12 protein-coding genes and 1 pseudogene are annotated in these 15,719 nt (G+C 51.2%); 4 read left to right on the forward strand and 9 right to left on the reverse strand.

What is annotated here, in order from left to right:
- The first annotated feature begins 159 nt into the window (after nt 1–159).
- Complete coding sequence (locus tag AM1_RS05515) at nt 160–4,791, forward strand: FG-GAP-like repeat-containing protein (protein WP_012161821.1); 4,632 nt, start codon at nt 160–162, stop codon at nt 4,789–4,791.
- On the opposite strand, the gene AM1_RS39675 is transcribed toward AM1_RS05515, so the two are convergent.
- Nucleotides 4,767–5,884, reverse strand: a protein-coding gene (locus AM1_RS39675) for an IS630-like element ISAcma30 family transposase (protein ID WP_148215677.1) whose coding sequence is annotated in 2 segments (ribosomal slippage) — nt 4,767–5,470 and nt 5,470–5,884 — 1,119 coding nt in all. Because the reading frame shifts where the segments join, the coding sequence is not laid out codon by codon here. The two genes, AM1_RS05515 and AM1_RS39675, sit on opposite strands and share 25 nt — an antisense overlap.
- A gap of 89 nt (nt 5,885–5,973) precedes the next feature.
- On the opposite strand from AM1_RS39675, the pseudogene AM1_RS44385 reads away from it, so the two are divergent.
- Together AM1_RS44385 and AM1_RS05530 are read left to right on the forward strand one after the other, a co-directional pair.
- Nucleotides 5,974–6,126: pseudogene (locus tag AM1_RS44385) on the forward strand (calcium-binding protein); the annotation flags it as partial.
- A 6-nt stretch (nt 6,127–6,132) separates the two neighbouring features.
- Nucleotides 6,133–7,512 carry an FG-GAP-like repeat-containing protein gene (locus AM1_RS05530; RefSeq protein WP_012161825.1) on the forward strand — a complete coding sequence of 460 codons (1,380 nt, stop codon included), beginning with the start codon at nt 6,133–6,135 and terminating at the stop codon, nt 7,510–7,512.
- A gap of 137 nt (nt 7,513–7,649) precedes the next feature.
- Here the strand turns inward: AM1_RS05530 and AM1_RS05535 are convergent, their stop codons facing one another.
- Both AM1_RS05535 and AM1_RS05540 read right to left on the reverse strand, forming a co-directional pair.
- A complete protein-coding gene (locus AM1_RS05535; RefSeq protein ID WP_012161826.1) occupies nt 7,650–9,155 on the reverse strand; it encodes an AMP-binding protein in 1,506 nt (501 codons plus the stop codon).
- A gap of 4 nt (nt 9,156–9,159) precedes the next feature.
- On the reverse strand, nt 9,160–9,975 hold the full coding sequence (locus tag AM1_RS05540) for an SDR family NAD(P)-dependent oxidoreductase (protein ID WP_012161827.1): 816 nt from the start codon (nt 9,973–9,975) through the stop codon (nt 9,160–9,162).
- A gap of 417 nt (nt 9,976–10,392) precedes the next feature.
- Here AM1_RS05540 and thrC point away from each other — a divergent pair, with 417 nt between their 5' ends.
- Nucleotides 10,393–11,751, forward strand: a complete 1,359-nt coding sequence (thrC, locus tag AM1_RS05545) for a threonine synthase (RefSeq protein WP_012161828.1) — start codon at nt 10,393–10,395, stop codon at nt 11,749–11,751.
- 59 nt (nt 11,752–11,810) lie between these two features.
- On the opposite strand, the gene AM1_RS05550 is transcribed toward thrC, so the two are convergent.
- The 6 genes from AM1_RS05550 to truA all read right to left on the reverse strand — a co-directional run bounded on the left by AM1_RS05550 (nt 11,811) and on the right by truA (nt 15,708).
- Entirely contained in the window at nt 11,811–12,353 is a 543-nt protein-coding gene (locus AM1_RS05550; RefSeq protein WP_010480594.1) for a L,D-transpeptidase, read from the reverse strand.
- A gap of 125 nt (nt 12,354–12,478) precedes the next feature.
- Nucleotides 12,479–13,570: a peptide chain release factor 1 gene (prfA, locus tag AM1_RS05555; protein ID WP_012161829.1), complete on the reverse strand. Its 1,092-nt coding sequence runs from the start codon at nt 13,568–13,570 to the stop codon at nt 12,479–12,481.
- 54 nt (nt 13,571–13,624) lie between these two features.
- The gene (gene rpmE, locus AM1_RS05560) at nt 13,625–13,882 is read right to left on the reverse strand and encodes a 50S ribosomal protein L31 (RefSeq protein WP_010480591.1); all 258 of its coding nucleotides are present in this window, start codon (nt 13,880–13,882) and stop codon (nt 13,625–13,627) included.
- A gap of 46 nt (nt 13,883–13,928) precedes the next feature.
- Nucleotides 13,929–14,342 carry a 30S ribosomal protein S9 gene (gene rpsI, locus AM1_RS05565; RefSeq protein ID WP_012161830.1) on the reverse strand — a complete coding sequence of 138 codons (414 nt, stop codon included), beginning with the start codon at nt 14,340–14,342 and terminating at the stop codon, nt 13,929–13,931.
- Nucleotides 14,342–14,797 carry a 50S ribosomal protein L13 gene (gene rplM, locus AM1_RS05570; RefSeq protein WP_010480586.1) on the reverse strand — a complete coding sequence of 152 codons (456 nt, stop codon included), beginning with the start codon at nt 14,795–14,797 and terminating at the stop codon, nt 14,342–14,344. The genes rpsI and rplM overlap by 1 nt, the downstream gene beginning before the upstream one ends.
- A gap of 32 nt (nt 14,798–14,829) precedes the next feature.
- Nucleotides 14,830–15,708, reverse strand: coding sequence for a tRNA pseudouridine(38-40) synthase TruA (gene truA / locus AM1_RS05575; protein ID WP_010480582.1), 879 nt, complete (start codon nt 15,706–15,708; stop codon nt 14,830–14,832).
- Between the last annotated feature and the right edge of the window lie 11 nt (nt 15,709–15,719).

Genomic DNA, 15,719 nt, shown 5'->3' on the forward strand with positions numbered 1-15,719 from the left:
AACACTGGATTGGCAACCGCTCTTAATCGCATTTGAACCATACAGCTCTTAGGCTGATGACTTGTGAAGGCTCCCTAAAGAAGGAGCTGAAGCAACTCATGAGTCTTGTTCGCTATGGGTGGAAATTAGCTGCTACACATTCATCACGTCGTCCCTAAAATGCTCTCTCAGTCCCCAACCCCCTTGTCCTCCGCCTGCCAGACTTTACAGCGTCTCGTTATTATTGACCCCACAATTGATAAACCTCAGCATTTGATTGATGGTGTTCTGCCCGGTACAAGGGTGGTAGTGCTGGACCCTGAGCGAGACAGTATCCCCCAAGTTACGCAGGCATTGCAAACGCATGGGCCGATTGCAGAGGTGCATTTAGTCAGTCACGGGGCACCTGGTCAAATCCAGTGGGGCAATTGTTGGCTAACGCTGGCAAACTTAGGGCAATATGCGGTTGAGCTACAGCTCTGGGGAGATCTTTTAGGGGAAAAGGCAACGGTCTTTGTCTATGGATGTCAGGTGGCTGCTGGCGAAGTGGGACAGCGATTTATTCGACGACTAGGGCAACTGCTAGGGACTTCGATTGCTGCCAATGAGAATTTGACTGGAAGTACTGTAATGGGGGGGGATTGGGAACTTTCCTATGGATTGTCCCCGATATTCTTATCTCACCGTTTATCCGCTCTTTTGCCGTTTACGACCACAACGCTCAACACTTATCCTGCTCACCTAGCTGCGGACTTTAGTGCACAAACCACCTTTGCGACTGGAGATGCCCCATCCTCTGTCAGCGTGGGAGACTTTAACGGCGATAGCCACGCTGACTTGGTGACGGTAAACTTCTTGAACAACAACGTTTCCGTTCTTTTTGGGGATGGTTCCGGTGGATTCTCTAGCCAAACCACCTTTGCAACGGGATACTCCTCTCTCTCTGCCAGCGTAGGAGACTTTAATGGCGACGGCCATGCTGATTTGGTGACGGCCAACGGCAGTGGCAACAATATCTCCGTTTTTTTAGGAGATGGCTCGGGCGGGTTCTCTAGCCCAACTACTTTTGCCGCAGGAAGCATCCCTATCTCCGTCACTGTGGGTGATTTTAATGGCGATAGCCATGCCGACCTGGCGGTGGCAAACACTATTAGCCATAACATCTCCGTTTTCTTAGGGAATGGCTCTGGTGGGTTCTCTAGCCAAACTACCTTCGCCGTCGGAGATAGACCTAGCTCTGTGACCGTGGGTGACTTTAATGGCGATAGCCATGCCGACCTAGTGACGACCAACGGCACTAGCGACAACGTTTCTGTTCTATTAGGGGATGGCTCAGGTGGATTCTCTAGCCAAACCACCTTTGCCGCAGGGGATAGTCCTTCCTCCGTCACCGTGGGTGATTTTAATGGCGATAGCCATGCCGACCTGGTGACGACCAACGGCACTAGCGACAACGTTTCTGTTCTGTTAGGGGATGGCTCAGGTGGATTCTCTAGCCAAACCACCTTTGCCGCAGGGAATACCCCTAGATCTATTAAAGTGGGAGACTTTAATGGCGACGGCCATGCTGATTTAGTGATGGCGAACCTCAATAGTAACAATGTGTCTGTCCTCGTGGGAGATGGCTCAGGCGGATTCTCTAGCCAAACCACCTTTGCGGCTGGGTCTAATCCTACCTCCGTCATCGTCACGGACTTCAATGGTGACAGCCAAGCAGACTTGGTGACAGCGAACGATGGCAACAACGTCTCTGTCCTTCTGAATACAACACCAATTGACCATACTATTGCTGTGGATGTACCACAGATTATTGAAGGGAATAGCGCTAGCCAAACATTGACTTTTACCATCACCCGCCCTGGGTTTACAGCCCAAGCCAGCAGTGTTGATTTCGCTATTGGGGGTTCAGCCACCAACGGCAGCGACTTCAACAATATCGGCGGCACGAGTGGAGCCACAGCAACGACGGGAACCATCAACTTTGCCGCCGGAGAAACCAGTAAAACCATTACTCTCGATGTCTTAGGAGATACCAGCTTCGAAACTCTTGAAACTATTGAGGTCTCCCTCAGCAATGCAACCGCAGGCATCAACACCGCGATTAGTGCAGATACCGCCACCAGCACGATCCTTAACGATGAACTCTTGGTGGACTTTAGTCCCCAAAGCAACTTTGCTGTCGAAGGTGGTCCCGCTGCTGTTAGCGTCGGGGACTTTAATGGCGATAGCCACGCCGACTTAGTAACAGGAAACTACTCCAACGGCAATATCTCTGTTCTGTTAGGAGATGGGTCTGGGGGATTCTCTAGCCAAACCACCTTTGCAGCTGGCACTGGCCCTTACTCCATTACCGTTGGAGATTTCAATGGCGATAGCCAAGCGGACTTAGCGACGGCGAACTATAGCAACGGCAGCGTCTCTGTGCTGCTAGGAGATGGGTCTGGGGGATTCTCAGGTCAAACCACCTTCGCAGTTGGCAGTAATTCTCGCTCCATTGCCGTCGGGGATTTTAATGGCGATAGCCACGCCGACTTAGTTGTTGCAAACGATAATTCTAACGGTGATGTCTCTGTTCTGTTAGGAGATGGATTAGGCGGATTCTCTAACCAAACCACCTTTGCGGCTGGATCTAATCCTACCTCCGTCATCGTCACGGACTTCAATGGCGACAGCCAAGCCGATTTAGTTGTTGCAAACAGTAGCGATGACAATGTCTCTGTTTTGTTAGGGGACGGGTCAGGTGGGTTCTCGAACCAAATCACCTTTGCCACTGGGAATAATCCATTCACCGTAGCTGCGGGAGATTTCAATGGGGATAGCCAAGCCGATTTAGTTGTTGCAAACGAGAGTGATAACAATGTCTCCGTTCTGTTAGGAGATGGCTCAGGCGGGTTCTCCAGCCAAGCCACCTTTGCGACTGGAAATCGTCCTAGATTCGTAGTAGTGGAGGACTTTAATGGCGATGGCCAAGCGGACTTGGTAGCAGCGAGCACCAACAACAACAACGTGTCCGTTCTGCTTGGAGATGGCTCTGGTGGATTTTCTAGTCCAACTACTTTCTCAGTAGGACATTTGGCTATCTCAAGATCTGTAGCGGACTTTAATGGCGATAGCCAAGCGGATTTGGTGACCACAAGTTTCGGGGGCAATAACGTCTCTGTCCTTCTCAATAACTCTGAAATCGATCACAGCATCAGCGTTGACGCTACTCAGATGATTGAGGGAGATAGCGGGAGTCAAACGCTCACGTTCACCGTCACTCGTTCTGGGTTTACAGCCCAAGCCAGCAGTATCGATTTCGCTATTGGGGGTTCAGCCACCAACGGCAGCGACTTCAACAATATCGGCGGTACGAGTGGAGCCACAGCAACGACGGGAACCATCAACTTTGCCGCTGGGGAAACCAGCAAAACCATCACTCTTGATGTACTAGGTGACACTGACTTCGAGACCTTTGAGACCATTGAGGTGACCCTAAGCAATGACACAGCAGGGGTCAACACCACGATTAGTGCAGATACCGCCACCAGCACAGTCCTTAACGATGAACTCTTTACGGACTTTAGTGCTCAAACCACCTTTGCAACTGGGGAGAGCCCTTTCTCCGTAGCTGTTGGGGACTTTAATGGCGATAACCAAGCTGACTTGGTGACGGCAAACTACAATAGCGACAACATTTCGGTCTTTTTAGGGGATGGCTCGGGCGGGTTCTCTGCTCAAACTACCTTCGCGGCAGTAGATGGTCCTTATTTTGTTACTGTGGCAGACTTCAATGGTGATAGTCATGCTGACTTGGTGACGGCGAACTTAGGTAGCAGCAACGTGTCTATTTTGTTGGGGGATGGCTCGGGCGGGTTCTCCAGCCAAACCACCTTTGCGGTTGGGTCCTTTCCTAGTTCTGTTACTGTGGCGGACTTCAATGGTGATAGTCATGCTGACTTGGTGACGGCCAACCAAGGTAGCAACGACGTCTCCGTTCTGTTAGGGAATGGCTCTGGTGGGTTTTCCAGTCAAACGACCTTTGCCACTGGAGATAGACCTCGCTCCATTGCTATGGCCGACTTCAATGGCGACAGTCAGGCTGATTTTATAACCGCCAATCAAGGTAGCGACAACATCTCCGTCTTTTTAGGGGATGGCTCGGGCGGGTTCTCCAGCCAAACCACCTTTGCCGCTGGAGATAGACCTTACACAGTAGCTGTGGGAGACTTTAACAGCGATAGCCAAGTCGATTTGGTGACAGCCAATGCTGGGGACGACAACGTTTCCATTCTGCTAGGGAATGGTTCAGGGGGATTCTCTAGCCAATCTACCTTTGCGGTGGGAGATCGCCCTTTCTCTGTCAGCATCGGAGACTTTAATGGTGACGGCCAAGCTGACCTAGTGACGGCGGACAATATTAGCAACAACGTCTCCGTTCTCTTAGGGAACGGTTCTGGCGGTTTCTCTAGTCCAATCACCTTTGCCACTGGGGTAAATCCCCCTTCTGTAACCGTAGGTGACTTTAATGGTGATGGCCTAGACGAGATAGTGGTGGCAAACTTCAGTAGCAACAGCCTCTCTGTCCTCAGCGCCAACACCACACTGGCCTCTTTAGACGGCTCCGGCAATCTAGTGATCACTGACCGTTCCAACTCTAAAGACGATACCCTTACCCTCACCAGCGATGGCAGCAACATCACCCTTAGTGATCCAAACAATCTGCTCAACCATGCCATCTCAGGAGCTACAGGCAATGGCACCAACACCCTTACCATCCCTAATGCACTAGTGCTTCGCCACAGTGATTATGACAGGATAGTTTGGGGATAGAGTCGGCTGAGTTTAGTTCGTGCATCATCCACCGTAAACAACCAATTAACCGTTGCCTTATCATGGTTCCGCCTTTTTTCCCATGCAGTGACCTCGTACCGGAGTTGTTCAATATCAGGAATCCGCCGATTTAAGCATTGCCTCGAAAGGGCAGAGAACTCAAACTCAATCATATTGAGCCAACTGCCATGTTTTGGGGTGTAGTGAAACTGAATACGCTTGAGAATCCGCAAGGCTTCATCTGGATTGAAGGTTTTGTAAAGTGCTGCGGGAGAATGGGTATTGAGATTGTCCAAAACAACATGTAGCTTGTCAGCCTGGGGAAACAGACCATCCACTAGATATTGCATGCAAAGTGCAAAATCTTCGCTTTTGCGATGCTCAGTCACCTTCAAATGTCGCCAACTTTTGAGCGGTTGAAAAAAGCCAAATATATTACAAGTGCCCTTCCGCTCATATTCATGGTCGTAGCGTTGAGGACGACCGGGCTTCGGTGGACGGGGCACCCGGGTTTCGCCAATCAGTTGGCAAGGCCGTTCATCAAAACAAACAACAGGCTCATCAGGATCGTAGGGTTGGGCATACCAATCTAGAACGTTCTCCATCCGCCAAACAAAGTCTGCGCCTACAGTAGAAAAACACCACTGCTCTTTTAGCCAAGGCTTAAGCTGTTTTTTTCGAGCGTACGTCGCACAGTTTCATCCGATAGGCTTTCGACGACTTTAAGTTCAACCAGCCGTTCTGCCAATAGCTGCATGGTCCACCGGCAACAACCGGTTGGTGGGTCGCTACAAGCTGTCGCAATTAGCAAGGCCTCTGCTTTGCTATCGAGCTTCTTTTGCCCTCCTGGTCTGGGACGCTCATTGAGGGCAAATTCCACACCACCTTCAACAAATTTCTGGCGAGTACGATGCACGGTAGAGATGCCTGCATTGAGCATTTGAGTAATGGTATCGTCTTTGTGTCCCTCATCTGCCAACATCAAAATCTGGGCTCGTTTCATTTTTCGCGCTGACAGGGTTCTACGTCGGGTGAGTTGTATCAGCTCACTGCGTTCTTCAGGCGTTAGCGTCACAATATATTTGTCAGGCATGATTAGTTGGCTAAAAACAGCTAGATTGTTGCTAGCTTACCTATCCAATTCAGTGTGGTCGAGCACTAGTTACAGGTTCCCAAATCCTGATCAATACAGGTGGGGGGAACGATACCGTCTCTGGTAGCAATCTAGCCGAAACCATCAATGGTGGAGCGGGCAACGATAGACTCAACGGCAATAACGGTAATGACACCCTCTCAGGCGGCCTAGGAGCCGATACCCTTACAGGCGGTGCTGGCGATGATGTGCTGATTGATGAGGGCAGCGGCGAAGCTGAGAACCCAGACGCTGCCGCCTTTGGCCCTGCCACCACTGCCACTACTGCCTTCGCTGGCACCAGCGGCTTTACCAATGAGGACCAATTCCCCCGCCGATTAGCTGATGTCAATGGCGATGGTCGAGCCGATATTGTTGGCTTTGGCAATAGTGCCGTGGTTGTGGCTCTCGGGCAAGCAGATGGCACCTTTGGTACAGCCTTCGTTGCCGACAATGTGTTTACCCGCCTCAATGGCTTTTCCAGTGAAGACCAATTCCCCCGCCGATTAGCTGATGTCAATGGCGATGGTCGAGCCGATATTATTGGCTTTGGTAATAGTGCCGTGGCTGTGGCTCTTGGACAAGCAGATGGCACCTTTGGTACAGCCTTCGTTGCCGACAATGTGTTTACCCGCCTCAATGGCTTTTCCAGTGAAGACCAATTCCCCCGCCGATTAGCTGATGTCAATGGCGATGGTCGAGCCGATATTATTGGCTTTGGTAATAGTGCCGTGGCTGTGGCTCTTGGACAAGCAGATGGCACCTTTGGTGCAGCCTTCGTTGCCGACAATGTGTTTACCCGCCTCAATGGCTTTTCCAGTGAAGACCAATTCCCCCGCCAATTAGCTGATGTCAATGGCGATGGTCGAGCCGATATTATTGGCTTTGGTAATAGTGCCGTGGCTGTGGCTCTCGGACAAGCAGATGGCACCTTTGGTGCAGCCTTCGTTGCCGATAATGTATTTACCCGCCTGAATGGCTTTAGCAGTGAGGATCTATTCTCTCGCCAGGTAGCGGATGTGAATGGCGATGGCCGAGCCGATATTATCGGCTTTGGTAATAGCGCCGTAGCTGTAGCCCTAGGCCAAGCAGATGGCACCTTTGGTACAGCCACAGTGGTCAACCAAAGCTTCGCCCGACTCGGAGGCTTTCCAACATCATCTGCCACACCGCGACTCGTGGCAGATGTGGATGGGGATAACCGAGCCGATATCGTTGGTTTTGGCAATGATCAGGTAACCATTGCTACCGCGCTGGCCGTCAATGACAGTCTGATTGGCGGTACAGGAAACGACCGTCTCGTTGGTGGAACCGGCAATGATCTGCTCACAGGCGGCGCTGATGCCGACACGTTTGTCTTTGATGCCAACGCAGCGTTGGGTGGCATTGATCAGATTACAGATTTCAATGCAGCTCAAGGAGACATCCTAGAGATTGACCAAGCAGCATTTGGCATTATGGGGCTGGCCGATATTTCCTTCAATGCGACGAGTGGGGAATTATTCGTCACCGGCACCCATAACAACACCCTGGCTATCCTTACCGGGCAATCTGGGTTTGATATCAATACTCATGTCAACCTAGTCTAAGGATGCATTACCCCAAGGCTAATCCATTAACTAGGAACAGCCTTGGGCAATGTCAACCGTTTTTATAGCTCGTATGGGTCTATACAACAGCCCATACGAGCTTTGAGATATCTGGAGACTTCCCAAACCCTATCAGTTCACAAGGCTTTGCGGTTCAACTTACCCAGAGACGTATAGGGAAGGGCTTGGCGAAACTCAATCACAGCAGGCATTTGATAGCGAGCCACCCGTGGCTTTAGCCATGCCAATACCGTTGATTGCTCTAAGTTCTCAGCAGACTTAGGGATAATAATCGCTTTCAATCGCTGTCCAAACTCTGGATCAGGAATCCCCAGGACCACTGCCGCCTCAATTCCTGGATGTTGGAGCAGCACATTTTCCAGTTCCAGGGGATAAACATTCTCCCCCCCAGACACAATCATGTCATCCACCCGGCCACACAAAAAGAGATTCCCTTCCCCATCTCGATAAGCCAAATCTCCCGTTTCTATCCACCCTTTAGCCCCCGCAGACCAGGCACTGCGGATACAAAGCTGCCCTTTTGACGAAGGTCCATCCGGCTGGATCTGGACCTGAACCCCGGTAATCGGCTTGCCAATGGACTCTGGCTGCTTTTGCAACAACTCTGGATCCGCCAAGATACAAAACCCTGCTTCAGACGTGCCATACAGGTTAAACAAAACCGGACCAAACTGCTCTAGGGTGGCTTGGGCCAACGCGGGTCGCAGAGCCGCCCCTCCCGTGAGGATACGCTGGAGGGAAGACAAAGCCTGGGCATTTTGGTTGAGCATCCGCCGCAACATCAACGGTACTAGAGTAATCACCTCAATGTTGTCTTGGGCAATCAGGTCACAGGCGCGACTGGCATCAAATCGGCGGGTGAAATACTGTTGCGCCCCCAAAGTCACCCCAATTAAAAGAGCGGCTAGCCCAAAGCCATGATAAATCGGGGTGGCAATATACACCGTGCGATACCGATCCAAATGAATCTGCGAAAGTAGGGCAATAAAGGGAGGGAGGAAATCAAATAGGGAGGGTTTACGGCTGGCCGGTTTCGGTTGGCCCGTCGTGCCCCCCGTCATCACCACTACTTTCCCGGTCTTCACCTTACGCAGGGGAGTGGCGGATGGAGGCATCACAGACATCCGATCCACAGAATTGCTGGAAGGATGATAGGTGGGAATGGCCTTATGGCCTAGAGAAAGGTCATCAACGATCGGAGTAAGTTCTGGATCATAAATGTAGTAGTCAAACTGAAGCTGATGTTCCAGGGCCCGGATCTGATCCGCACTCATTTCGGGATTGACCAGAAACAAATCTGCCCCTAACCGAGAGACGGCAAAAATGGCTTTGATGGCTGCGGCATGGTTACGGGTTGCGATCGCAACCCTCTGTCGAGGCTGAATTCCACAGTCTCTCTGCAATCCGACCGCAACGGCCTCTGCTTGCTTCCATAACTTGGAGTAGGTTAATTCTTCCTGGTCATCAATCACAGCAATCCGCTCAGGATGCAGCTTGGCCGCAATTCGCAACAGAGCCATCAAGTTAACCCCCGTCGTCCAGATCGCTTCCAGCAAACGATACAAACCAACCAAGGTTAATAGGCGCGTCCGATGCAGTTTTCTCAGCAGAGTAAAGATCATGGCTCTATCGTCTCCACCTCATCACCCCACTCCAAATTACTTCTCCCGGCCATCGCAGCAGGACAGATACCAACTCCCCCATCATCAACCACCAAGGGGCAATGGTCCGAGAACGGGTAACCATTGCTTTGCAAATCAGTTTAGCCACCTGATCTGGACTCAAGGCAGGCATATTCTGATAGGCTTTCGTCGGCGCAATCATCCGAGTGCGTACCAAAGGTAAATAGATTGAAGTGGTCTTGACCCCTTGGGCATTGAGTTCAGGGGCGGCACAGCGGAACCATTGGTCAAAGGCCGTTTTCGAAGCCTGATAGGCTGCCCATTGGGGGGCAGGCAAGAGCAGCACATTGATTGCCGAGATATTAATCATATGACCCTGTTGAGCCACCAGGGTGGGGGTCAAGGCCAGCATCAACTGGACAGGACCAAAGTAGTTGATGTTCATGGTCCGGGTAAAGTCATGGAACCGATCCAGAGAATCAAACAGGGATCGCCGAATCGACTTCCCCGCATTGCTCACCAGAATATCAATGGGATGGGGAAGCTGCTCTAGCAACGCTTCAACTTCTGTCGGCTGTCTCAGATCGCAGGGAAAAATATCTGCCTGTCCGCCACGGGCCTCTACCTGAGCTTGAACGGCCAATAGTTTCTCTTCAGTCCGCGCCACTAAGATTAACTGAGTCATGGGCAAGGCTAGCCGTAAAGCCAAACATTCTCCGATTCCATAGCTCGCTCCGGTAATCAGAACCGTTTTTCCTACCAGCAATCGTTCGAGTCTACGCTGATTAACCCTAAGACAGGGAAAGAACAATAAATCCATTAGGCTGCCCCTCGTTCGCCCAGGCGCGCATCTACCAAAGGAAGTCTGCTGGATAGAGCTGGGTTAGTTTGAGCTGGCCTAGCAAGACATACAGTTATAGCAGACATAATCTTTAACGCTTTCTCAAGTCACCCACGATACAGGGGCATACTACCTTAAATCATTGTCCCAGCAGCCATATCAGGGTCACGAATATCCCTACTTGAGATCAAGTGATCAATGGATTTTCCATAAACGAGCCAATGACCTTCTGCAAACTAATCGACGCCAAAGACATTAATTTATAGGGTTTGGCCCTGTCTAATGACCCCATTTTCTAGGGTGATTGAATTGAACCCGCGAAGAAACAGCAGTCCATAGCCTTCCAATACAGCTATAAAATAATCTCAAGTGATGAATCCATCTCCAGGAACCCCCATGTCCCTAGCTCTAGACTCCAAACCCGATACCGATAAACTGACGACTTATTTTCGCTGCATTGCCGGGTGTCCTGGCAAGCACTCCATCTATGACGTCATATACACCTGTCCCATCTGTGGCAGCTTACTAGAGGTGCATCATGAGCGGGAACCGCTGAAAAAGCGCAATGCCCTCCAATGGCAGCAATTGCTCAGCTCCCGAGCCAGCACCTCCATCTGGCCCTACGGGAGTGGTGTTTGGGGCATGCGGGAGTGGGTGGTTCCATCCCTAGCCGATGAAAATGTCGTCAGCATGTTCGAAGGCAATACCAACTTATTTTGGGCCGAACGCTTAGGCAAACAACTTGGCGTCCCCGACTTATGGATTAAGCTTTGCGGCAATAGCCATACGGGTAGCTTCAAAGACCTAGGCATGACCGTCTTGGTCAGCGTCGTCAAACAAATGATGGCCCAAGGCAGTTCCGTCAAAGCCGTGGCCTGCGCCAGTACAGGAGACACCAGCGCCGCCCTCGCCGCCTATGCCGCCTATGCGGGCATACCGGCCATTATTTTCTTGCCTGCCGGTAAAGTCAGTACGGCTCAGCTTATTCAGCCCGTCTGCAACGGTGCCCATGTCTTAGCCCTCGACACTGACTTCGATGGCTGTATGAATATTGTCAAAGAGGTCACGCAAGACAATTCAATTTACCTCGCTAACTCGATGAACAGTCTGCGCATCGAAGGACAAAAAACCGTCGGCATCGAAATTATTCGGCAGTTTAATTGGCAAGTCCCCGACTGGATCATCATTCCTGTGGGCAATTTGGGCAATATCAGCGCCCTCTATAAAGGCTTCAAGTTAATGATGGATCTGGGGTTGATCACTCGGATGCCCAGACTCGTCGCCGCCCAAACGCAGAAAGCCAATCCTTTTTACGAGTCCTTTAAAAACGGATTCAAAGAAAAAATTAGCGTAACAGCCCAAGACACCCTAGCCAACGCCATCCGAATTGGTGACCCGGTCAGTTATGACAAAGCCGTCACTGCGATCACCGAAACAAACGGTATTGTCGAACAGGCCAGCGAAGACGAATTAGCTGCCGCAGCTGCCAAAGCTGATTTAACTGGGATGTTTACCTGTCCCCATACAGGCGTTGCCTTAGCCGTTCTCACCAAGCTGATCGAACGGGGTGAAATCAAATCCAGCGATAAAACCGTGGTGATTAGCACCGCCCACGGTTTGAAGTTCACCGACTTCAAAGTGGGCTACCACGAATCGACCCTGGCTGATGTCAACAGCCAGCATGCGAACCCTGCTGTTCACCTGCCCGCCAATGCGGATGCCGTCAAAGCTGAAATCGAAAAACGACTGGGCTAAAAAAGCGCCAACCCTGCCCAGTTAGGGCAGGGTTAATGCTCTCAAGATTAATTGTCTCGTTAGCGAATCACCTTTACAGGCGTCCCCACGGCGACGAGTTCATACATTTCTTCAATGTCCTCGTCATACATCCGGACGCAGCCGTGAGAGGCAGATCGACCCACGGAATCACGATTGGGCGTACCGTGAAAGCCAATCCAGTTATTACCATCGGTCCAGAATCCCATCCACCGACGACCGAGGGGATTTTCTGGATCACCCCCAGGAATCACATAGCCCTTAAAAGGATGAAGCCAGGGTGGATTGCGGTATTTCGTTTTAACCTCAAAATCCCCTGCCGGGGTTGCCCAACCAGCTCGTCCAATCGCAACGGGATACGACTTAACGGCTTGGTCATGCTGATACACTGTCACTCGCCGCTTGGACAAATTTAGCTCCAACCGCATAGGGTCAACAGCGGGAGGCAAATGATCCGTCACATTGTCGAGGCCCGGCAACGGCGGTGCGATCGCAATTTCTTCTACGGCTCGTACCGGCTGGCCCAGGGCTAAAGCACCTGCCACCACGCTCAGGGCAATCAGTTTTATCGAAGAATGACGCATGATCCAGATCGATTATCTTCAGCAAGCCAAGTTTTAGAATGGCTATTCTATTCTAGCGAATAGAAAAAGACCGATTCTGTTCCCAACCTTTAGATTTCCCCAAAGGAATGGCGCATCGAGCAGGCTTAAACCGCTGCTGCCAGGTCTGCTAGCTGAGCCTGCTGATCTTGAGCGATACAGGTCTCTAAAATCAGCTCAATATCCCCTACCAATACCTTCTCTAGGGGAAAGTTTTGGTTAAGACGATGATCCGTGGCGCGATTATCTTTGTAATTATAGGTGCGTATTTTCTCAGATCTGGCCCCCGTTCCCACCTGGGACCGACGCATAGAGGTCACTGATGCTTGCTGTTCTTGCAGTTCCATTTCATAGAGCTTGGCTCGCAGAATTTGCATCGCTCGCTCTTTGTTTTGCAGTTGCGATCGCTCTTCCGTACAGAAGATCCGGATCCCCGTTGGTTTGTGGACCAAATCAACCGCCGTCTCCACCTTGTTCACATTTTGTCCACCAGCACCACCAGACCGGGCCGTGGACATTTCAATATCTTTGGGGTCAATCTCAATCTCAACATCATCCACTTCCGGCATGACAGCCACCGTCGCCGTGGACGTATGGACTCGACCCGAGGCCTCCGTTGCCGGTACCCGCTGCACCCGATGCACGCCCGCCTCATACTTAAGCTTGCTATAAACCCGCTCACCCTGGATTTCGAGGATAGCTTCTTTAAAGCCCCCCATCTCTCCACCGGACTCACTCAGCAGCTTCACCCGCCACTTTTGGCTTTCCGCATACTTAGAGTAAATGCGAACTAAATCTCCAGCCCAAATACTAGCTTCATCACCACCAGCCCCGGCTCTGATCTCCAACATAATGTTTTTCTCATCGTTGGGATCCCGAGGCAGCAGCAGTACTTTCAGTTTTGTTTCCAGGCCATCCAGTTTTTCGGTCAACTCAGCGGCTTCCATCGCCGCCATCTCCTTTAGCTCTGGATCTTCATCCCCATCTTTGGCCATCTGTTGAGCATCGGCTAACTCCTGTTGAGTAGCTTTCCAGTCCTCAAACGTGTTGACCGTCTCTTCTAAAGACGCTCTTGCCTTTGCAACTTCCTGAAACTCAGTCGGATTCGTGGCCACCTCCGGGTCACCGAGGCGACGAGTCAACTCATGGAACGTTTGCTCAACGGATTTCAGCTTTTCAAGCAGATAGGCTTCGGCCATGGATCAGTACTAGGGGAAAGGACAAGAAGACAAGGTAGCTTAGATTTAGCTGTCCTACTTCTCGTCTTTCTTTTTAGCGTTACCTTTACCGCCTGCGCCTTGGCTTTCGCTCATACCGTACTTACGCATAAAGCGTTCCACCCGACCTTCGGTATCAATAATCTTCTGGGTGCCCGTAAAGAAGGGGTGATTCCCAGACCAAACATCAACATGCAGTTCTTCTTGGGTTGAGCCTACGGTCATCACGACTTCTCCATCGCAATAGACTTTGGCTTCGGGGTACCACTTGGGATGAATATCAGGTTTTGCCATCAGTATCTCTCTAAATTTAAATATCTATATCGTGTGTTCCAGCCCATTAACGCTTGGAGTATTGAGGTGCCTTACGAGCCTTCCGTAAGCCATACTTCTTCCGCTCTTTCGCTCTTGGATCACGAGTTAAATAGCCTTCTAGCTTCAAGGGCTTCCGGTTCTCAGGATCGAGTTCACACAAGGCCCGAGCAACGCCCAACTTAATGGCATCTGCTTGCCCAGTCAAACCACCACCCCGGGCATTCACCAGCACATCGTAATCGTTCTCTAGTCCTAGGGATTCTAGAGGTGCCTTAGCATTGGCAATGTAGCTGGGGTTAAATTGCAAGTACAAATCCCCAGGCTTACCGTTAATGGTCATCACACCACTGCCGGGAACCAGTCTGACCCGAACAATAGAGGATTTACGGCGGCCTGTGCCTCGGTAAGCGACGGCGTTAGATTGATCAGTGGCTTGCATTATGATTTAGCTCCTGGAATGGTCTGAATAGATAGAACTTCGGGTTTTTGAGCCGCATGGGGATGATCAGGACCCGCATACACTTTGAGACTTCTGAACAACTGACGGCCTAGGGCATTTTTGGGCAACATCCCTTTCACAGCTTTCTCGATAATGCGCTCGGGAATCCGCTCTTGTAGATGGTTAAACGTTTCAGTCTTCATTCCACCAGGGCGACCCGAATGGCGGCGATAGAGCTTTTGTTCGCCCTTATTGCCGGTTACGGTCACTTTTTCAGCGTTGATGACAATCACAAAGTCACCGGTATTCATAAAGGGGGTATAAGTGGGCTTATTCTTGCCCCGCAGAATCATTGCAATCTGGGTTGCCAGACGCCCTAGTCGCTGATTTTCGGCGTCAACGACGTACCACTTCTTGTCAGCGGTCGATACGGTGGGTAAGTAGGTTTTTTCCATGAGAGTTATCTATTTCAAAACAGGAAGAGGGGTTAGGACGCTGGGTTCCAGCAATATTCAGAGGGCACGCTCGACATCATCAGATGGGGAAAGGTATCAAACCAAACATCAGGGGAAAAGGGAAAGTCAGGATATCCCACCCGCAAAAGGCAAAGACCTTTGGCCGGGGCAGAATATTTCACCTGATCCCGCCGCTCCGCTTGCCACAACTCCGTAAAGCTATCGGGAGAGCGTAATCCCCGTCCCACCTGAACCAATAAGCCGACGAGCAGACGCATCATCCCGTACAGGAAACCGCTCGCCTGGACTTCAATCTGAATCAAAGGGCTACTGTCTTTCGCTTCGACCGTTGGTCGCTGCACACAAGTCGCTTCATGCACATCTACCCAGGAGTGGGGACGACTGGAGCCAGCCCGGTGAAAGGCAGCCAGGTGATGACGACCAATCAGCGGGTCAAGAGCCGCCTGCATTCGCTGCACATCTAAGGGCTGATAATAATAATGCCAGCTATAGGGGCGCAAAAACAGATTGGGGCAAGGATCAGTATACAAAGTGTACCGATATCGTCGCCACGTTGCAGAAAAGCGAGCATGCCAGTCCGAAGGGACTAGGGCTGATCCACGAATCAAAATGTCCTGGGGCAACCGAGCATTGAGAACACTTGCCCACCGATGGGCTGGAATCGGAGACTCTACATCAAAATGGGCCACTTGAGCCGCTGCATGGACGCCCGAATCGGTCCTGCCTGCACCATGAAGGGTGACCGGATGCTGAACAATTTCCGCTAAGGTATCCTCGATATCCGCCTGCACACTTCGATGCTGAGGTTGCCGCTGCCAGCCATGAAAATGAGTGCCCAGGTACTGAATAACCAGGGCAACTCGTTGGGATGTTGGGGATGGCAATGGCATGACCGAGGCGG

Origin of the sequence: Acaryochloris marina MBIC11017, from assembly GCF_000018105.1 — a bacterium.
Lineage (GTDB): Bacteria > Cyanobacteriota > Cyanobacteriia > Thermosynechococcales > Thermosynechococcaceae > Acaryochloris > Acaryochloris marina.